Raw genomic sequence first — 14,169 nt, forward strand, 5'->3', positions numbered from 1 at the left:
GCGTGGGGGTGGTGGGCGTCGGTGTCGGGGTACCCGGCACGACGATGACGCCCTCGCCCGGAGAGGCGACGCCGTCCGCGCCGTTGCAGCCGGCAAGTGCCAGGCTCGCGGTCGTCGCCAGTAGAAGAGTGCCGAGGCGGTGGAAGCGGGCCATGTGAAGCTCCTGGTCGATCTTGGATGGTGCGATCGACCAGAGCGTCCCCCCTGCCGATCTCCCCGCGGCGGTTAGGCGGGCCGCATGACGGGAAGATGTGGTTTCGGGGTCAGAACGGTTACGAGGACGTGACGATTTCGTGACGATGCCCGGATGACACAGCAAGGCCGGATCGGCCGTTTCGCTGCGATGCAGCATCTGACCGGTTCAAGGCGCGCCATGGCCGGCGTAATCTGCCAACCCGTCCGTCCGCTTGGATTTATTCCTGATAAACAGCGGGGCCCGGCGCAGCGCGCCTTGCGCCTGCCTCATGCCGGCCCCGGTCCTTCGGGTGACAGGCAGGCCCGCCGCCCGGATAAAGCGGATCGGGCCCCCTGCCCTTCACCCCAGCTTGGCCGTAGGGGTCAGCCACACCGTGCCGCGCCCGCGGAACACGAACACCAGCCCCTCGCCGCTGCGCATCGCATTGCGCAGCCCCTGCACCAGCGGTCGCAACTCCACCTGCAAGGTCGCCGAATACATCAGCATCAGGTCGCCATCGACGATCAGCTCGCCGGAGCCATCCAGTTCGACCACCTCGATCTCGTCCACCGGCACCGGCGCTTCGACCACGAATGCACCCTGCCCGGTCAGCTTGGGCTGCATCAGCCCGTTGCCCGAAAACAGCCCCGCGACCGAGCGGTGGACGTGCGTCGACACCTGGATGTTCGCATCGCACGCGTAAAAGGCGCCATCGTCCAGGATCAGCGAGTCCTGCGGCCCGTCCATCGCTGCCAGGATGAAATGCTTCGTGGTCGGCTCTGTCCACACCTCGCCACGACCCGAAAACCGCGTCGCATAGGCCGACTCGCCCGATCCCGCCGATTTCACCGCACGCGCCAGAAAGCCGCCGCTCTCGTTGCGCTGCACCTCGGTATGAATGGCGCCGTGCGCATATTGCAGCGCCCCCGGCTCCAGCAGCGCCCCGCCGCCCTCCAGCACGATGCGCACCTGCCGCGCGGTCGCCTCATGCGCCGGATAGACATAAACCGGCGCCGCCGTGGCCTGCCCGGCGGCACCAGCCGGCGCCGTCGCCTGCACCGCGCGCGCCATGGCATAGCTCTTGCGCTTGAACTGATAGAGTTCCAGCCGCATGCCATTGCCCGGCTGTTCGTCGATCTTCGTCCTGAAATCGGCCATTTGCGTCCTCCTCCACCTTACGCGATCTTCAGTTCGGCACCCGTCGTTCCGAACGCCTCGGCGCGCGCCATCACCCGGCGCGCCCAGCGCGCATGCGTCGCGGGCTCGCACATCACACCCGCGCTATTGAACACGGCCGGGCTGTCTTCGCCAAGAATCGCCTGCGCCTCCGCCAGTTGCGCCATCGGCACTGCCAGCGCGGCATGGATCACCCGCACCTGGCTGGGATGGATCGCCGTCTTGGCGCACAGCCCATGATCCAGATCGCGCTCCACCTCGGCGGCAAGCAGCGCGGGGTTGGCGAAATTCTCCATCACCGGCGCGGTCAGCTCGAACCCCCATGGGGCAAAGGTCGCCACCAGCGTCCCGATCAGCGGACCCAGCGGCCCCTCATAGACGGTGCGCGTCGGCGATCGCCGCGCGCCCAGCATCTGCAACAGGTCGTTGCCGCCGATGCGCAGCGCCAGGACACGATCCTGTTGCCCCAGCAACTGATCGCGCAGGCGCCGCATCTCGTGCCCGTCGCACACCTCGCGCGTCTCCAGCGTCGGCATCAGCCGGTGGCCGTCATGCAGCGGCAGCGCCAGATAGGCGGGCAGGCTGTCGGCATGCGCCTTGGGGATCACGAAGCCCGCCGCATGGCCGATACCGTCCAGTTGCAGGATATGCTCCAGCATTCCTGCATTGCGCGGGCGCACGAACACCGCCAGCGGAATGCCGGCCAGCAACGGCAGCACCGCCGCCAGATTCTCCAGCGCCGCGGGCACGTCGCGCGCATGGACCGAATCCTCGACGCACAACACCGCCGATCGCAGGCCGGACGCCGCCGCCCGCGCCAGCGCCGCCGCCAGGTCACGCCGCGTACACGGCATGTACAGGGTCGCACCCAGTTCGATCGCGGACACGTTCATGCCGCCACCCGGTCCCGGCCCAGCGAGCGGATGATCGTCACCGCACGGTACCGGCAATCGGCGGCCAGCCGTTCCACCGGCACCCCGCCCTGTTCCGCCAGGTGGATCAGATGCGCCACGTCGGCGTCGCCGGGATCGCGCACGAACAGCCGCTCGGGCATCCGGCGGAGCAGCGCGCGTGTCGCCTCCGCGATCCCCGGCTTCACCCGGTTCGCATCCTCGCTGCCGATCGCGTCCAGCATCTGCGCCACCAGTGCGCCGCTTGCCGCGCGCAAGGTCGCGCGCGCCGCATCATGTCCCCCGATCGGCCGCGGCTGCGCCAGTGCCGCCATCGGCGCCAGCGCGTCGACGAAGGCCCGCGACTGATCCGCTGCCGTATATTCCGGGTACGTCACGCAGGCATGGAAATCGCCCGGCCCCACCACCGCATCCGACAGAATTGACCGGCTGACCAGCCCCGACACGATGCCGTTCAGCAGCCCCGACGCGATCAGATAATCGTCCGATGTCGCCGCGATATCCGCCACGCCGGCCGGGTCCGCCACCACCGCCAGCGTCGGCGCGAAACCGAACGGCCGATCCGCCAGACTGCGCCGCAACTCACGCGCGATCGCGCCCTTGCCCGTCCAGCCATCGACGAACACCACATCCGCCGGATCGTGCCGCCGGGCGATATGCGCCAGCGCCGCGCGGTCGATCCCCCGGTCGCGGATGATGCTGATCGAATAATGTGCCGCCTCCACGCCGTGCGCGCGCAGCGTGCGCAGCAACAGCACGCCGATCGGCGTCCCCGCGCGCGCCAGGCTGGCGATCACCACCTCGCGCCCGTCCGCGCGCGCCGCCAGATGCGCCGCCAGCGCGGCGATATCGCTCGCCAGCCTCAGGCCATTGCGTTGCAGGGCCGCATGGTACAGCGCTAGATAGGCCGCGTCGGGCACCGTCTCGGGTGCGATCATCTCCGAATAATGCCGCGCTCCGGACTGGATCGCCCGCTCCTTGGCCGCGACGTCGGTCGCCGCCAGCGTCACCGGCTTCAACAGGAAGGTTACGTCCGCCGGGTCGTAGCTGCCCGAAAAGCCGCTCATGCGAACAGCCGGTCGGCCAGTTGCGAGCGGGTTGGCAGCATCGCAAAGTCGCACATCGCCATGAACGGCGCATCGGTCAGGCTGTCGCCCACCCCGATCACGCTCGCCTCGGGAAACCGCTCGCGAAGCCCCGGCAACAGATGCGCCACCGCATTGGCCTTGCCGAGATAGGGCGGCATCATCGCGACATTGTTGCCGTTGCGGTGCAGCGTCCATCCCGCCGGCACGTCCGGAATCGCGGCATCCACCACCTTGAACAAGGCGTCATGATCCGCCTCGGGATGCTTGGCCAGCGTGTAGAGTGGCACGCCCGCCTCAGCCAGCACCCGCACCCTCAGCGCCACGCCCTGCCTGTCGGCCTCGCGCGCAATCGCCGCGGTATAGCCATCCAGTGCCTCGGCATGGTCCGCCGCCGCCTGTGCGATCTTCGCCGCCCAGCCTGCATCCGGCTCGCCATCCTCGCCCAGCACCACGCCGCCATGCGCGCACACGCCGGCGGCGAAGGGCACCTTCACCCGGCGCAGCGCATCCAGGCTGCGCCCCGTCACCGGCACCAGATGCGTCGTCTCGGCCAGCCACTCGATGAAGCGCATCTGCCGCGGCGTGGCATAGCTCAGCGGCGAGCCGTCGACCGCGAAACCGATCGGCGTCAGCGCGTCGTCGGCCAGGTCGCCCGGGCATTTCGCCCGCGTCTGGAACAGCGTGTCGTCCAGATCGACCAGCGCGATCGCCCGCATCAGCGACCGCTCCAGCGCAGCGTCTGCGCGTTCAGCGCCGCGACCAGCGCCGGATCGACGCCCGGCGTCTCGTGGCAGATCCATGTCGTCCGCCCATCGGCGGCATCCGCATTGTACAAAAAGTTCGGCACACCCGTTCCATAATTATCGTCGAAACTCAGCGCGCAAGCCAGCGCTCCGCCGATCCGCGCCGGACTGCGGCTCGTCGCCTGCACCACCACGTCCCGCCCCGCCTCCTCCAGCCGCTCCGCCAGCCGGAACGGCGCATAGGTGAACTCACCCGTCCCCACGATCCGCAACGGACCCTGCACCGCCGGCTGCATGTCCGGCTCCGCCGCATCGCTGTCACTACGCCCCAGCCGCCCGTGATTGACGGGATCGTCCAGCACGCCCAGCGTCCCTGCCGCCGCTTCGAACCCCGCCAGGTCGTCCGCCACACCGGCCGGCGTCCAGTCCAGCCGCCCTTGCAACAGGCTCGCGATCGTCGCCGGCCGCGGCATCGCCGCCAGCCACCCACCACCCGACCAGTCGGTCAGCGTCGCCACCACGATCCGCTCCACGCTCGGCCAGCGCGCCACCAGCTCGCGCGCCAGATTGGTCAGCGTCGTCCCCGTCGATACCTCGTCATCGACCAGCACCAGCGTCCTCGGCGCCTCGAACCCCGGCACCACCGGTTCATACACCAGATGCGCGGAGGCATGGCTGTGCGGCTCCTCGAACCGCGCGAGCAGCGGATGGTCGATCCGCTGCCGCGTCGAATGGAGGTACAGCGCATCCGTCCGCGCCATCTCCTCATGCAGCGTCTGGCCCAGGCACACTGCCGTCTCCGCCAGCCCCATCACCACCACCGGCCCCGCCAGATCGCCCGGCAACCGTGCCGCCAGCGCCCGCACCGCGGCGCGCATCTCGCGCGGCCGGGCCGGCCAGTGCCGCCCCAGCACCTTGGACACCACCAGGAAGCCCCGCTTGGGATTGCGCCGCGCCGCGAACCCGCACAGCCGGTCCAGCGGCCAGTCGGGATCGCCCCCCTCCACGCACACGCGCAACATACCGGTCGGCAGCGAAACCTCCGCTGCCGACACCTGCCCCCCGGATGCCATCATCGCCTAGACGTTGACGCCGAACGAGCGGGCCAGCGGCCCCAGCCCGCCGGCAAAGCCCTGACCGATCGCCTTGAACTTCCACTCGCCACCATGACGATACAGATCGCCGAAGATCATCGCCGTCTCGGTCGATGCGTCTTCCGACAGGTCGTACCGCGCGATCTCGGTGCCGCCGTCGGCGTTCAGCACGCGGATGAAGGCGTTCGACACCATGCCGAAATTCTGGCGGCGTGCCTCGGCTTCGTGGATCGTCACCGCAAAGCTGATCTTGGCGATGTCGGCGGGCAGCGTGTCGAGATTGACCTTCACCGTCTCGTCGTCGCCCGAGCCTTCACCCGTCAGGTTGTCGCCCTGATGCTCGACCGCGCCGTTCGCGCCCAGCTTGTTGTTGTAGAACACGAAGTCCGCGTCCGACCGCACCTGTCCCGCCTCGTTCAGCAGGAACACCGATGCATCCAGATCGAACCCGCTGCCATCGGTCACGCGCGTGTCCCAGCCCAGGCCGACGCGTACCGCCTTCAGGCCCGGCGCTTCTTTCGACAGGCTGACATTGCCGCCTTTGGACAGGGATACCGCCATGTAATCGTCTCCATTGCTTGCCGGCCGATCATCGGCCGATATTGACGTTAAGGGCCTGCGCGCTCAGTCCTTCAGCGCGACGCCCGACGGCTTGACCGGATCGGCCGCCTCGATCGGCTGTTCCGGGTTGCGCCGGTTGCTGCGCACCGACGCCCAGAACGCCAGACCGATCAGCGCGGCACCGATCAGGCCGGTGATCGTCTCCGGGATCTCGAACTCGACCGACAGCAGCATGATCGCGGCCAGCGCGATGATCGCGTAGAAGGCGCCGTGCTCCAGATAGCGATACTGGGTCAGCGTGCCCTTATCGACCAGCATGATCGTCATCGAACGCACGAACATCGCGCCGATGCCCAGGCCCAGCGCGATGATGAACAGGTTGTTCGACAATGCGAACGCACCGATCACCCCGTCGAACGAGAAGCTGGCGTCCAGCACCTCCAGATACAGGAACGACGCCAGACCCGACCGCGCCGCCGCCCCCGTCGCCGCATCGCCGTCGCCTTCCAGCAGCACGCCCAGCGCATGCACCGCGATATAGGTGAGCAAGCCGAAGATGCCCGAGGTGATGTAGGTCATCGCCTCCTCGACCGGAATGAAGCGCGAGATCGCGTACATCGCCAGCAGTACGATGCCGACGGCCAGCCCGGAAATGTCGGTCAGCTTGGCCAGCGGCCGCTCGATCACGCCGATCCAGTGCTCCTCCTTCTCGTCGTCGAAAAAGAAGTTCAGGCCGACCATCGCCAGGAACGCGCCGCCAAAACCGGAAATGCCGACATGGGCCGACGTGATGATCTGCTCGTACCGGACCGGATCGCCCGCCGCCAGCTTCAGCGCCTCGATCGGCCCCAGATGGGCCGCAATCGCGACGATCGCCAGCGGGAAGACGATGCGCATGCCGAACACCGCGATCAGGATGCCCCAGGTCAGGAAGCGGCGGCGCCACTTCTCGTCCATGTCGCGCAGCACCGTCGCGTTGACGACGGCATTGTCGAACGACAGCGACACCTCCAGCACGCCCAGCACCGCCACGATCCACAGCACGCCCAGCGTGCCGCCCACCGTGCCGGTGCTCTGCATCCCCAGCCAGGCCGCGATGGCCAGGCAGATGCCCGTGAAGATGAACGAACCCTTGTAATATTTCAGCAGCACGAAAATCCCCCGGATGCGCCGTCTAGTGTATGGGGCGCTTATGTCAGTCCTTTGACCCCGCCGTCCAGCGCAAGCCCCAGCGATAGGCCTCGTCCAGCTTGCGTTGCCCCTGATGGTAATCCACCAGCCGCATCGCCTGGAACCGGTCGCCGACATTTTCCAACATTGCAACCGCGCACAACCGGCGGTCGTTGCGACCCTCGGTCATCCGCACCTCGATATCCTGCTCGCCGGGCACCTTCACCGTCACCACGCCGTCCGTCGCCTGCCAGTTCGGCACGCCTTCATAGATCAGCGCGAAAACGAGGATGCGGCGGATTCGGTCCCAGCGCCGGCCGTTCACCCGCATCGTCTCGCCGCTTGTGCTGTCGCCGGAGCGATCGTCGGCGGACAGCGCGATCCACGGCTCGGCGTCGAAGTCGCCGAACGTGCCCCCCAGCGCCTGGATCACGCCCTTCCAGCCATCGTCCAGCTCGAACAGGCAACCCAGGTCCAGGTCGACCGCACCGCTGCGCCCCCAGCCGCCCTTGCCGCGTGACCAGTTCAGGTTGATGACGATCTCGCCGGTCGGCTTGGCCAGGCTGACCGTCTGGCGCGGCTTGTCCAGCGTCACCTTGCTCAGCCGCACCGGCGGAGGTGGAGGGGGCGGCGGTGCCGCAACCGGCTCCGCCACCTCGATCCCGAACGAGCGGGCGAGCGGCGCCAGCCCGCCGTCGAAGCCCTGGCCCACCGCGCGAAATTTCCACTGTCCGGCGCGCCGGTACAGCTCGCCCAGCATCATCGCCGCCTCGGTCGCACCACCCAGGCGCGGATGATAGACGACCTCGCCCGCGGTGATGGAGGCACCGTCCAGCGCCGCCACCGTTCCCCGGTCCACCGTCACGCAGAACACGATCCGCTCGATCGCCGGGTCCAGCCGCGACGGCGTCACGGCAAAGGTCCGCGTTGCCACGTCCAGCCGCACCGCCCCCGCCGGATCGGCCGGCTGATTGTAGAACAGCATGTCGGCATCGCCGCGCACCCGCCCGTCGCTGCGCAGCAGATAGGCGGAGACGTCGGCCTCCGCCGGCAGGATCAGGGCGACGCGCACCACATCGCCCGCTACCGCCGCGTTCCCACCCTGGCTCAGTTCGATCATCGCCGGAGCCGCCCTTACAATGCGGCCGTGATCGAACCCATCATGTCGTGAAAGGTGCGGCCCGTGGTCTTCTCGCCCAGCGCCTTCATCTCCCAGTCGCTGCCGACGCGCACCACCTGCGCCATCACCTGGCCCGTATGCGTGCCCGATCCCGACAGATCGAAGCGCGCCAGCTCGCTACCGTTGGTCGCATCGACCAGCCGGCAATAGGCATTGTCGATCCGGTCGAACGTGTCGCCGCGAAAGCTGTTCACCGTGAACACCAGCGCCCGGACCGTGGCGGGCAGGCGCGTCAGGTCGACGTTGATCGTCTCGTCGTCGCCGGCCCCCGCGCCGGTCAGATTGTCGCCCGAATGGACGATGCTGCCGTCGCGGCTGGTCAGTTGCCGAAACCACACCTGGTCCACCATCTGCCCGCCGGCATCGAACAGCAGGCAGGACGCATCCAGATCGATGTCCCCGCCGCCACCGCCGCCCAGCAGCGCGCCGAACAGGCCCTTGGCCTTTTTCACGTCCCAGCCCAGCCCCATGGTCACGCGGGTCAGCGTGCCGCCGCCGCGCTTTTCCAGCCGAACCGTCTGGCCTTTTTGAAGATTTACCATCGCACTGCCCCTCCCAAGGCGAAAATCGGAAAAGTCGAACGACACGCTAGACCGCCGCCGCCGGCGCCGGCAACCGCTATTCGTCGCGGATCATCGTGGAAAAGGGCGGCGCGGGCGCATCCAGCCGGATGGCGTCGGGCACCGCCGCCACCAGCGCGCGCCCGCGCGGCTGCGGCACCATCTCCGCACTGGCCAGCCCCAGCTCCAGCGCGACATGCCACCAGGGCAGGTTCACGCCGGCAAAAACCGTGTTCAGGCATCCGCCGCTCATCCGCGTGTTCACCTCGATCAGTCGTGGTTGCCCGCCCGCATCCTCGATCATCTGCACGTTGATCAGGCCGGACAGGCCGAACAGCTTCACCGTCGCCGCCGCCAGGTCGATCGCCTCGCCCTCGCTCTCCACCCACTGCCCCACGCGCTCCTTGCGCCGGGCGACCGCCGTGACGATGCGGCCCTCCTGCGCCAGCACGTCGACGCTCGTTTCGTGGCCGGGCAGGAACTCCAGCACCAGCAGGTCCGGCGCGCCCTCCCCGTCCAGCGCCTGCGCAAAGGCCTCGACCGCGATCATCCGCGCATCGACATCCATCAGCGTCGCGATCAGCGGCCGTTCGTCCACCAGCCGCCAGAAGCCTGCCCCGAAAACGCCGCGTCGCGGCTTCACGCAAGCGTCCAGCCCCTGCTCGCGCAGCGCCGCCACGGCGCCGCGCACGTCATTGCCACCGCGTGCCAGCCACGCCTGCGGCACCGGCAACCCGGCCGCCGCGGCGACATCCATGAACGCCCATTTGTCATCCAGCAGATCCAGCACGTCGGCCGCCGCGGGCAGCGCCACCCGCGTGCCCGCCGCGGCAAAGGCGGCTGCATCGCCGGCGATCAGGTCGCGCCGCATGCCGGGGACGAACAGGTCCACCTCGTGCACCCGACACATGTCCAGGCACCAGTCCCGGTAACCGTGCGCGTCCAGCGGCTCGATCAACGCCAGATCGGCCGCGGCCAGCGCCGCGGCATCGCCATAAGGGTGCGATGCGATCAGGCGCACCCGCCCGTCCGCACCCGCCCTGATCAGCGCCAGCGCATTGCGGACCGAGTGCCCGCGATCGAACCAGATCGTCTTCATCGGCGGCGCTGTTCCAGACTTTGCACGCCGGCGATAGCGTCCCCGTCAGGCACACCCCGCATTTCGATCGCGCCCGAACGCCTGAAGGGGCTCTCGGCGTTCGTTTGGAAACGCGCGAAAGAGCGCGTTTCCGGGCGGCGCCGCGAAACGTGCCTTCAGTACGTTTCCAAAAAAGCCCCTCAGGCGTGGGTGTCGTTGAACGCCAGGTTGCTGGAAATTTCGGCGGCTGCCGCCCGGATCGCGGCGCATGCGACATCTTCCGATACCGCCGAGTCGGTAAGCCGCAGGAACGGCACGGTCAGCACGGCAATCGCCTGCTTGCCGCGCAGGATGGGCGCCGACAGATCCAGCATGCCGTTGATGCAGGGATTGGCCTGTCGCCCCAGCCCGGTCACGCGGATCTCGTCCGCGCGCGCCCGGAAGTCGTTCAGCTCCTCGGCCGAAGGTGCCGGCTTGAACAACCGCTCCCAGTCACCGCGGATCGACGGGGACTGGAACGCGTAGAGAACCGCACCGGTGGAGGTCAGGTGCAACGGCCGCCGATATCCCACCCGCACCGCAAAGCCCACGGCCGCGGTCGATTCCATGCGTGCGATCACGGCCATGTCGCTACCGGTCTGAATACCCAGATGGCAGGACTGGCCGATATCGATGGTCAGTTGCCGCATGACCGGCAAAGCCTGTTCCAGCATGTTGCGCATCGGCGGCCGCTTCAGCCCCAGATGGAACAGGCGCGGCGTCATCACATAGCCGGTCGGCCCCTGCTCCACGAACCCGCGATGTTCCAGCACCTGGATCATGCGGAACAGCTCGCCCGTCGATCGCCCCAGTCGCTGCACGATGGCGCTGACCGTCAGCGGCTGCTCCTCGCCCGCCAACAGTTCCAGGATGTCCAGGCCCTTTTCCAGTGCGGGCGCGCGATAGAGTCGCTTGCCGTCCCGCTCCGAAATGCCGTCTTCCATTTCCGCTTCCGCTTCCAAACGCCGTTCCCCCGTTCCTGCTGTCAGGCTCGATCTTTTGCTTATCGGTCCGTAGCTTCGCGACATGTCGGTTCGGCCGTGTGCATGGTTCCAAACCGGCTTACAGTAACCCAGATCAAGATTAGCTAGGCAATGGAATGCTGAAGCGTCAATGATTTATATAGTTTCTGACACCGCTGGACAGCAATATCGCAGAAATCCGCCATAACGGATGGCCGTTCACCCTGCCGCAATCCCCCGCCCGGCACAGGCTAGGCCATATCGACCCCTCGAATCCACCCAAATCGGGATGTTCCATGGCCCAGTCGCCTCCCCTTGCCCGTCGCCACCTGCTTCACGCCGCCGCGCTGCTGCCGCTGGTCGCGATCGGTGCCTGCACCACGCCGCTCGGCTCCTACAGCCTGGGCGACGGGATCCACCGGCTGCTTACCCTGTCCAGCCAGCGCGCCTTTGCGCGGCTGCTGCAACCCGGCGGCTTCTACGACGATCAACTGACCCGCATCACCGTGCCGCAGCAGGTGGGGGGCGGCCGTGACGGGGACGTGCTGACCGCGATCCTGCGCACGCGCGCGGTACGCGACCGCATCGCCTTTGCGTTGAACGACGTGGCGGTCGATGCCGCCGACCGGGCGACGCCGGTCGTGCTCGATGCGATCCGCGGCATGACCGTTGCCGATGCCGTATCGGTGCTGCGCGGCGGGCCGACCGCCGCGACCACATTGCTCGAACGCCAGGCGCGCGGTGCGGTGGTCGATGCCATGTTCCCGGAAATCGGCGGCGCGCTGCGTTCGGACGGCGCCGAGATACTGGGCGCGGTCATCGCCGCGCGCACGGGCGTCGACTACACCGCGCTCGCCCGGGATGTCGCCGAGCAGGCCGGCAGCGCCATCTTCCGCGCGATCGGTCGCGAGGAGGCGGCGATCCGCGCCGATCCGCTGGCCACGCGCGACCCCGTGCTGATCGCGGTGCTTGGCGGGCGCTGATCCGCCGCTTACCGGGGCAGGTCCACCATCTCGCCGCAGGCGGGAATGAACCGCACCGCCTCGGTCAGCGGTGCCCCCGCCAGCAGGCAGCGCAGGCTCGCGATCGGCCCGCCATGCGCGATCACCAGCACGGTGTCCGCCGGCGGCAGTGCCTCCCACGCCGCCATCACCCGCGCGGCCAGCATCGCGCCCGTCTCGCCCCCGCCCGGCCGAAAGCTGTCCGGGCCGGTCATCAGCCCGTCCATGGCATCGCCGCTTTCGCGCCAGATCGCATCCCAGCGCCGCCCCTCCCATGTGCCGAAGTCCCGCTCGCGCCAGCGCACATCCTCGATCGCCGCCCCGCGCAGCATCTCGGCCAGCCGCCGCGTCCGGCGCAGACCCGAATGCACCACCACATCCGCCCGCATCGTCGCCGCCAGCGACCGCGCCATCGCCAGCCCTTCGCGGCTCCACCCCATGTCCGACACGCCGTAGCAGCGCCCCGCCCAGGCCTTCGCCACGGGCGGATGGCGCAGCAGCATCACCTTCACGCGCCCGCTACCACCAGCAGCACGACCACCTGACCCGCATAGGCTGCAAAACCCAGGCAGTCGCCGGTACTCCCGCCGATCCGCCGCCGCACGCCACGCGCGATCCAAACGAGCATAGCGGCAATCACGACCAGCACGATAGACGCGGTCCAGCGCCCCGTTGCCGCCAGCAGTGTGAACGCCGGCAGCACCGTCACCGCCGCCAGCCAGAAGGAGCGGCGCGGCAACCGCCCGATGTCCTTCGCAACACCCCCGCCCGTTGCCGCCGGCGGCGCCATCGCCATCAACAGCACCGCGCACCACCGCGCGATCCCCGCCGCCGCGACGATCGCATAGATCTCGACCGCCCCCGGCACCGCCAGCGTCGCCGCCACCCGCAGCGCCAAGGCCAGTCCCAGTCCCAGCGTGCCATAACTGCCGATCCGGCTGTCCTTCATGATCCGCCGCGTGGTCTCGGCATCGCGCACGCCGCCGAACGCGTCGCAGAAATCGGCGACCGCATCCTCATGGAACGCACCCGTCAGCCACGCCTCCACCGCCAGCGCGACCAGCAGCGCGAGCAGCGGCGGCCACCACATCTGCCCCACCGTGAACAGGATGGCGGTGACGCAGCCGATCCCGCTGCCGACCAGCGGCAACCATCCGGTCGACCGCACGAACGCGTCATTGGCGCGCGCGCTGTCCAGCCGCGCCAGCCAGGGCACGGGCACCCGCGTCAGGAACTGCACCGCCATCAGCGGCGGTGCCCAGAACGGCGCTCTAATACTCACGGCCTAATCTTCACGGGCCGCGCCGATCGCATCCAGCCGCGCCACGTCGCGCAGCAGCGCCGCCGCGCTGTCCAGCAGCGGCAGCGCGACCAGCGCCCCGCTTCCCTCGCCCAGCCGCATGTCCCATTCCAGCATCGGCACCAGCCCCAGCGCCGCCAGCGCCGCGCCGTGCCCCGGCTCGGCCGACCGATGCCCGGCGATCATCGCGCGCGCGGTACCCGGTGCCAATCGCTCGGCGACCAGCGCCGCCGCCGTCGCGACATAGCCATCGACCAGCAGGGTCACCCCGGCCCGCGCCCCCTCGGCATAGAAGCCGGCCATCGCCGCGATTTCATATCCGCACACGCCCGCGATCGCCTCGCGGACATCGGCCTCGCCGCGCGCCCGCGCCACCGCATCGGCGACCACCGCCCGCTTGGCCGCCATCACCGCATCGTCCGCCCCGGCGCCGCGCCCCACCGCCGCATCCGTCTCGATCCCCGCCAGCAGCGCGGTCAGGCACGCCGCGGGCGTCGTGTTCCCGATCCCCATCTCGCCCGCGATCAGCACCCTCGCGCCGCCCACGACTGCGGCCCGCGCCTCGTCGGCGCCGACCGCCCAGGCCGCCGCAAACGCCGCCCCCGACATCGCCGGCTCCCGCGCCAGGCTCGCCGTGCCGTGGCCGATCCGCGCGTCGCGAAAGAAGGCCGGCGCCTCGGTAACCCGCGGCCCCGCCACCCCCACATCCACCAGCCTGAGCGCACAGTCCTGCGCCGCCGCCAGCGCATTGCTCGTCGCGCGCCCAGCCAGGATCGTCGCCACCATCATTCCCGTCACCGCACTGGGCCACGCCGACACGCCATCGCTCACGCACCCATGATCGCCGGCAAACAGCACCAGTTGCCGCGGCCGGGTCTCCGGATCGATCCGCCCCTGGCTCAGCGCCAGCCGCACCGCGACATCCTCCAGCCGCCCCATGGCGCCGCGCGGCTTGGCCAGCGCGTCCAGATGCGCGCGAACGTCCCCCTCGCCGATCACGCCGCCTCTCCCGCCAGCGCCAGTATCCGCTCCACCGCCACCACGCCCTCCAACTCCCCGGCGATCGCATCCAGCGCCGCATCGATCGCCTCGCCCCGGTCCCATCCGTCCGACACCGCCCCGATCAGCCCC

The 14,169-nt window shown here is 69.2% G+C and carries 15 protein-coding genes; 1 reads left to right on the plus strand and 14 read right to left on the minus strand.

Annotated features, from left to right (window positions below):
• Positions 1-535 precede the first annotated feature (535 nt).
• The 11 genes from Q0U08_RS10825 to Q0U08_RS10875 form a co-directional block, all read right to left on the minus strand.
• A complete protein-coding gene (locus Q0U08_RS10825) occupies positions 536-1,333 on the minus strand; it encodes an AIM24 family protein (protein WP_298091458.1) in 798 nt (265 codons plus the stop codon).
• Between the two features lie 17 nt (positions 1,334-1,350).
• Positions 1,351-2,244: an HpcH/HpaI aldolase/citrate lyase family protein gene (locus Q0U08_RS10830; protein ID WP_298091459.1), complete on the minus strand. Its 894-nt coding sequence runs from the start codon at positions 2,242-2,244 to the stop codon at positions 1,351-1,353.
• On the minus strand, positions 2,241-3,329 hold the full coding sequence (locus Q0U08_RS10835) for a cysteine protease StiP domain-containing protein (RefSeq protein WP_298091460.1): 1,089 nt from the start codon (positions 3,327-3,329) through the stop codon (positions 2,241-2,243). The genes Q0U08_RS10830 and Q0U08_RS10835 overlap by 4 nt, the downstream gene beginning before the upstream one ends.
• Complete coding sequence (locus Q0U08_RS10840; RefSeq protein ID WP_298091461.1) at positions 3,326-4,066, minus strand: hypothetical protein; 741 nt, start codon at positions 4,064-4,066, stop codon at positions 3,326-3,328. Before Q0U08_RS10840 ends, Q0U08_RS10835 begins: the two co-directional genes overlap by 4 nt.
• The gene (locus Q0U08_RS10845; protein ID WP_298091462.1) at positions 4,066-5,169 is read right to left on the minus strand and encodes a phosphoribosyltransferase domain-containing protein; all 1,104 of its coding nucleotides are present in this window, start codon (positions 5,167-5,169) and stop codon (positions 4,066-4,068) included. The genes Q0U08_RS10840 and Q0U08_RS10845 overlap by 1 nt, the downstream gene beginning before the upstream one ends.
• Before the next feature lie 3 nt (positions 5,170-5,172).
• Positions 5,173-5,748 (minus strand): TerD family protein, encoded by a 576-nt coding sequence (locus tag Q0U08_RS10850; protein WP_298091463.1) that lies wholly within the window; start codon positions 5,746-5,748, stop codon positions 5,173-5,175.
• Between the two features lie 63 nt (positions 5,749-5,811).
• The gene (locus Q0U08_RS10855) at positions 5,812-6,897 is read right to left on the minus strand and encodes a DUF475 domain-containing protein (protein WP_298091471.1); all 1,086 of its coding nucleotides are present in this window, start codon (positions 6,895-6,897) and stop codon (positions 5,812-5,814) included.
• A gap of 46 nt (positions 6,898-6,943) precedes the next feature.
• Complete coding sequence (locus tag Q0U08_RS10860; protein WP_298091464.1) at positions 6,944-8,038, minus strand: TerD family protein; 1,095 nt, start codon at positions 8,036-8,038, stop codon at positions 6,944-6,946.
• 14 nt (positions 8,039-8,052) lie between these two features.
• Positions 8,053-8,640, minus strand: a complete 588-nt coding sequence (locus Q0U08_RS10865) for a TerD family protein (RefSeq protein WP_298091465.1) — start codon at positions 8,638-8,640, stop codon at positions 8,053-8,055.
• Between the two features lie 76 nt (positions 8,641-8,716).
• Positions 8,717-9,757: an ATP-grasp domain-containing protein gene (locus tag Q0U08_RS10870; protein ID WP_298091466.1), complete on the minus strand. Its 1,041-nt coding sequence runs from the start codon at positions 9,755-9,757 to the stop codon at positions 8,717-8,719.
• 179 nt (positions 9,758-9,936) lie between these two features.
• Positions 9,937-10,719, minus strand: coding sequence for a helix-turn-helix domain-containing protein (locus Q0U08_RS10875; protein WP_298091467.1), 783 nt, complete (start codon positions 10,717-10,719; stop codon positions 9,937-9,939).
• A gap of 314 nt (positions 10,720-11,033) precedes the next feature.
• On the opposite strand from Q0U08_RS10875, the gene Q0U08_RS10880 reads away from it, so the two are divergent.
• Positions 11,034-11,720 (plus strand): DUF4197 domain-containing protein, encoded by a 687-nt coding sequence (locus tag Q0U08_RS10880; protein WP_298091468.1) that lies wholly within the window; start codon positions 11,034-11,036, stop codon positions 11,718-11,720.
• 8 nt (positions 11,721-11,728) lie between these two features.
• Here the strand turns inward: Q0U08_RS10880 and Q0U08_RS10885 are convergent, their stop codons facing one another.
• Genes Q0U08_RS10885 through cobT form a run of 3 tightly spaced genes read right to left on the minus strand, consistent with a single transcriptional unit; the run spans position 11,729 to position 14,037 of the window.
• Positions 11,729-12,241: a histidine phosphatase family protein gene (locus tag Q0U08_RS10885; RefSeq protein WP_298091472.1), complete on the minus strand. Its 513-nt coding sequence runs from the start codon at positions 12,239-12,241 to the stop codon at positions 11,729-11,731.
• Between the two features lie 5 nt (positions 12,242-12,246).
• On the minus strand, positions 12,247-13,020 hold the full coding sequence (locus Q0U08_RS10890) for an adenosylcobinamide-GDP ribazoletransferase (RefSeq protein WP_298091469.1): 774 nt from the start codon (positions 13,018-13,020) through the stop codon (positions 12,247-12,249).
• Between the two features lie 3 nt (positions 13,021-13,023).
• Complete coding sequence (cobT, locus tag Q0U08_RS10895; RefSeq protein WP_298091470.1) at positions 13,024-14,037, minus strand: nicotinate-nucleotide--dimethylbenzimidazole phosphoribosyltransferase; 1,014 nt, start codon at positions 14,035-14,037, stop codon at positions 13,024-13,026.
• Between the last annotated feature and the right edge of the window lie 132 nt (positions 14,038-14,169).

The sequence above is a fragment of the uncultured Sphingomonas sp. genome (genome assembly GCF_946477935.1).
In the GTDB taxonomy this organism is placed as follows: Bacteria; Pseudomonadota; Alphaproteobacteria; order Sphingomonadales; family Sphingomonadaceae; genus Sphingomonas.

Coding starts and splice junctions, on each gene's coding strand:
- Q0U08_RS10840 (WP_298091461.1), bottom strand. CDS start 4,066: ATGCGGGCGATCGCGCTGGTCGATCTGGACGACACGCTGTTCCAGACG.
- Q0U08_RS10875 (WP_298091467.1), bottom strand. CDS start 10,719: ATGGAAGACGGCATTTCGGAGCGGGACGGCAAGCGACTCTATCGCGCG.
- Q0U08_RS10885 (WP_298091472.1), bottom strand. CDS start 12,241: ATGCTGCTGCGCCATCCGCCCGTGGCGAAGGCCTGGGCGGGGCGCTGC.
- Q0U08_RS10860 (WP_298091464.1), bottom strand. CDS start 8,038: ATGATCGAACTGAGCCAGGGTGGGAACGCGGCGGTAGCGGGCGATGTG.
- Q0U08_RS10825 (WP_298091458.1), bottom strand. CDS start 1,333: ATGGCCGATTTCAGGACGAAGATCGACGAACAGCCGGGCAATGGCATG.
- Q0U08_RS10845 (WP_298091462.1), bottom strand. CDS start 5,169: ATGATGGCATCCGGGGGGCAGGTGTCGGCAGCGGAGGTTTCGCTGCCG.
- Q0U08_RS10870 (WP_298091466.1), bottom strand. CDS start 9,757: ATGAAGACGATCTGGTTCGATCGCGGGCACTCGGTCCGCAATGCGCTG.
- Q0U08_RS10865 (WP_298091465.1), bottom strand. CDS start 8,640: ATGGTAAATCTTCAAAAAGGCCAGACGGTTCGGCTGGAAAAGCGCGGC.
- Q0U08_RS10880 (WP_298091468.1), top strand. CDS start 11,034: ATGGCCCAGTCGCCTCCCCTTGCCCGTCGCCACCTGCTTCACGCCGCC.
- Q0U08_RS10835 (WP_298091460.1), bottom strand. CDS start 3,329: ATGAGCGGCTTTTCGGGCAGCTACGACCCGGCGGACGTAACCTTCCTG.
- Q0U08_RS10830 (WP_298091459.1), bottom strand. CDS start 2,244: ATGAACGTGTCCGCGATCGAACTGGGTGCGACCCTGTACATGCCGTGT.
- Q0U08_RS10850 (WP_298091463.1), bottom strand. CDS start 5,748: ATGGCGGTATCCCTGTCCAAAGGCGGCAATGTCAGCCTGTCGAAAGAA.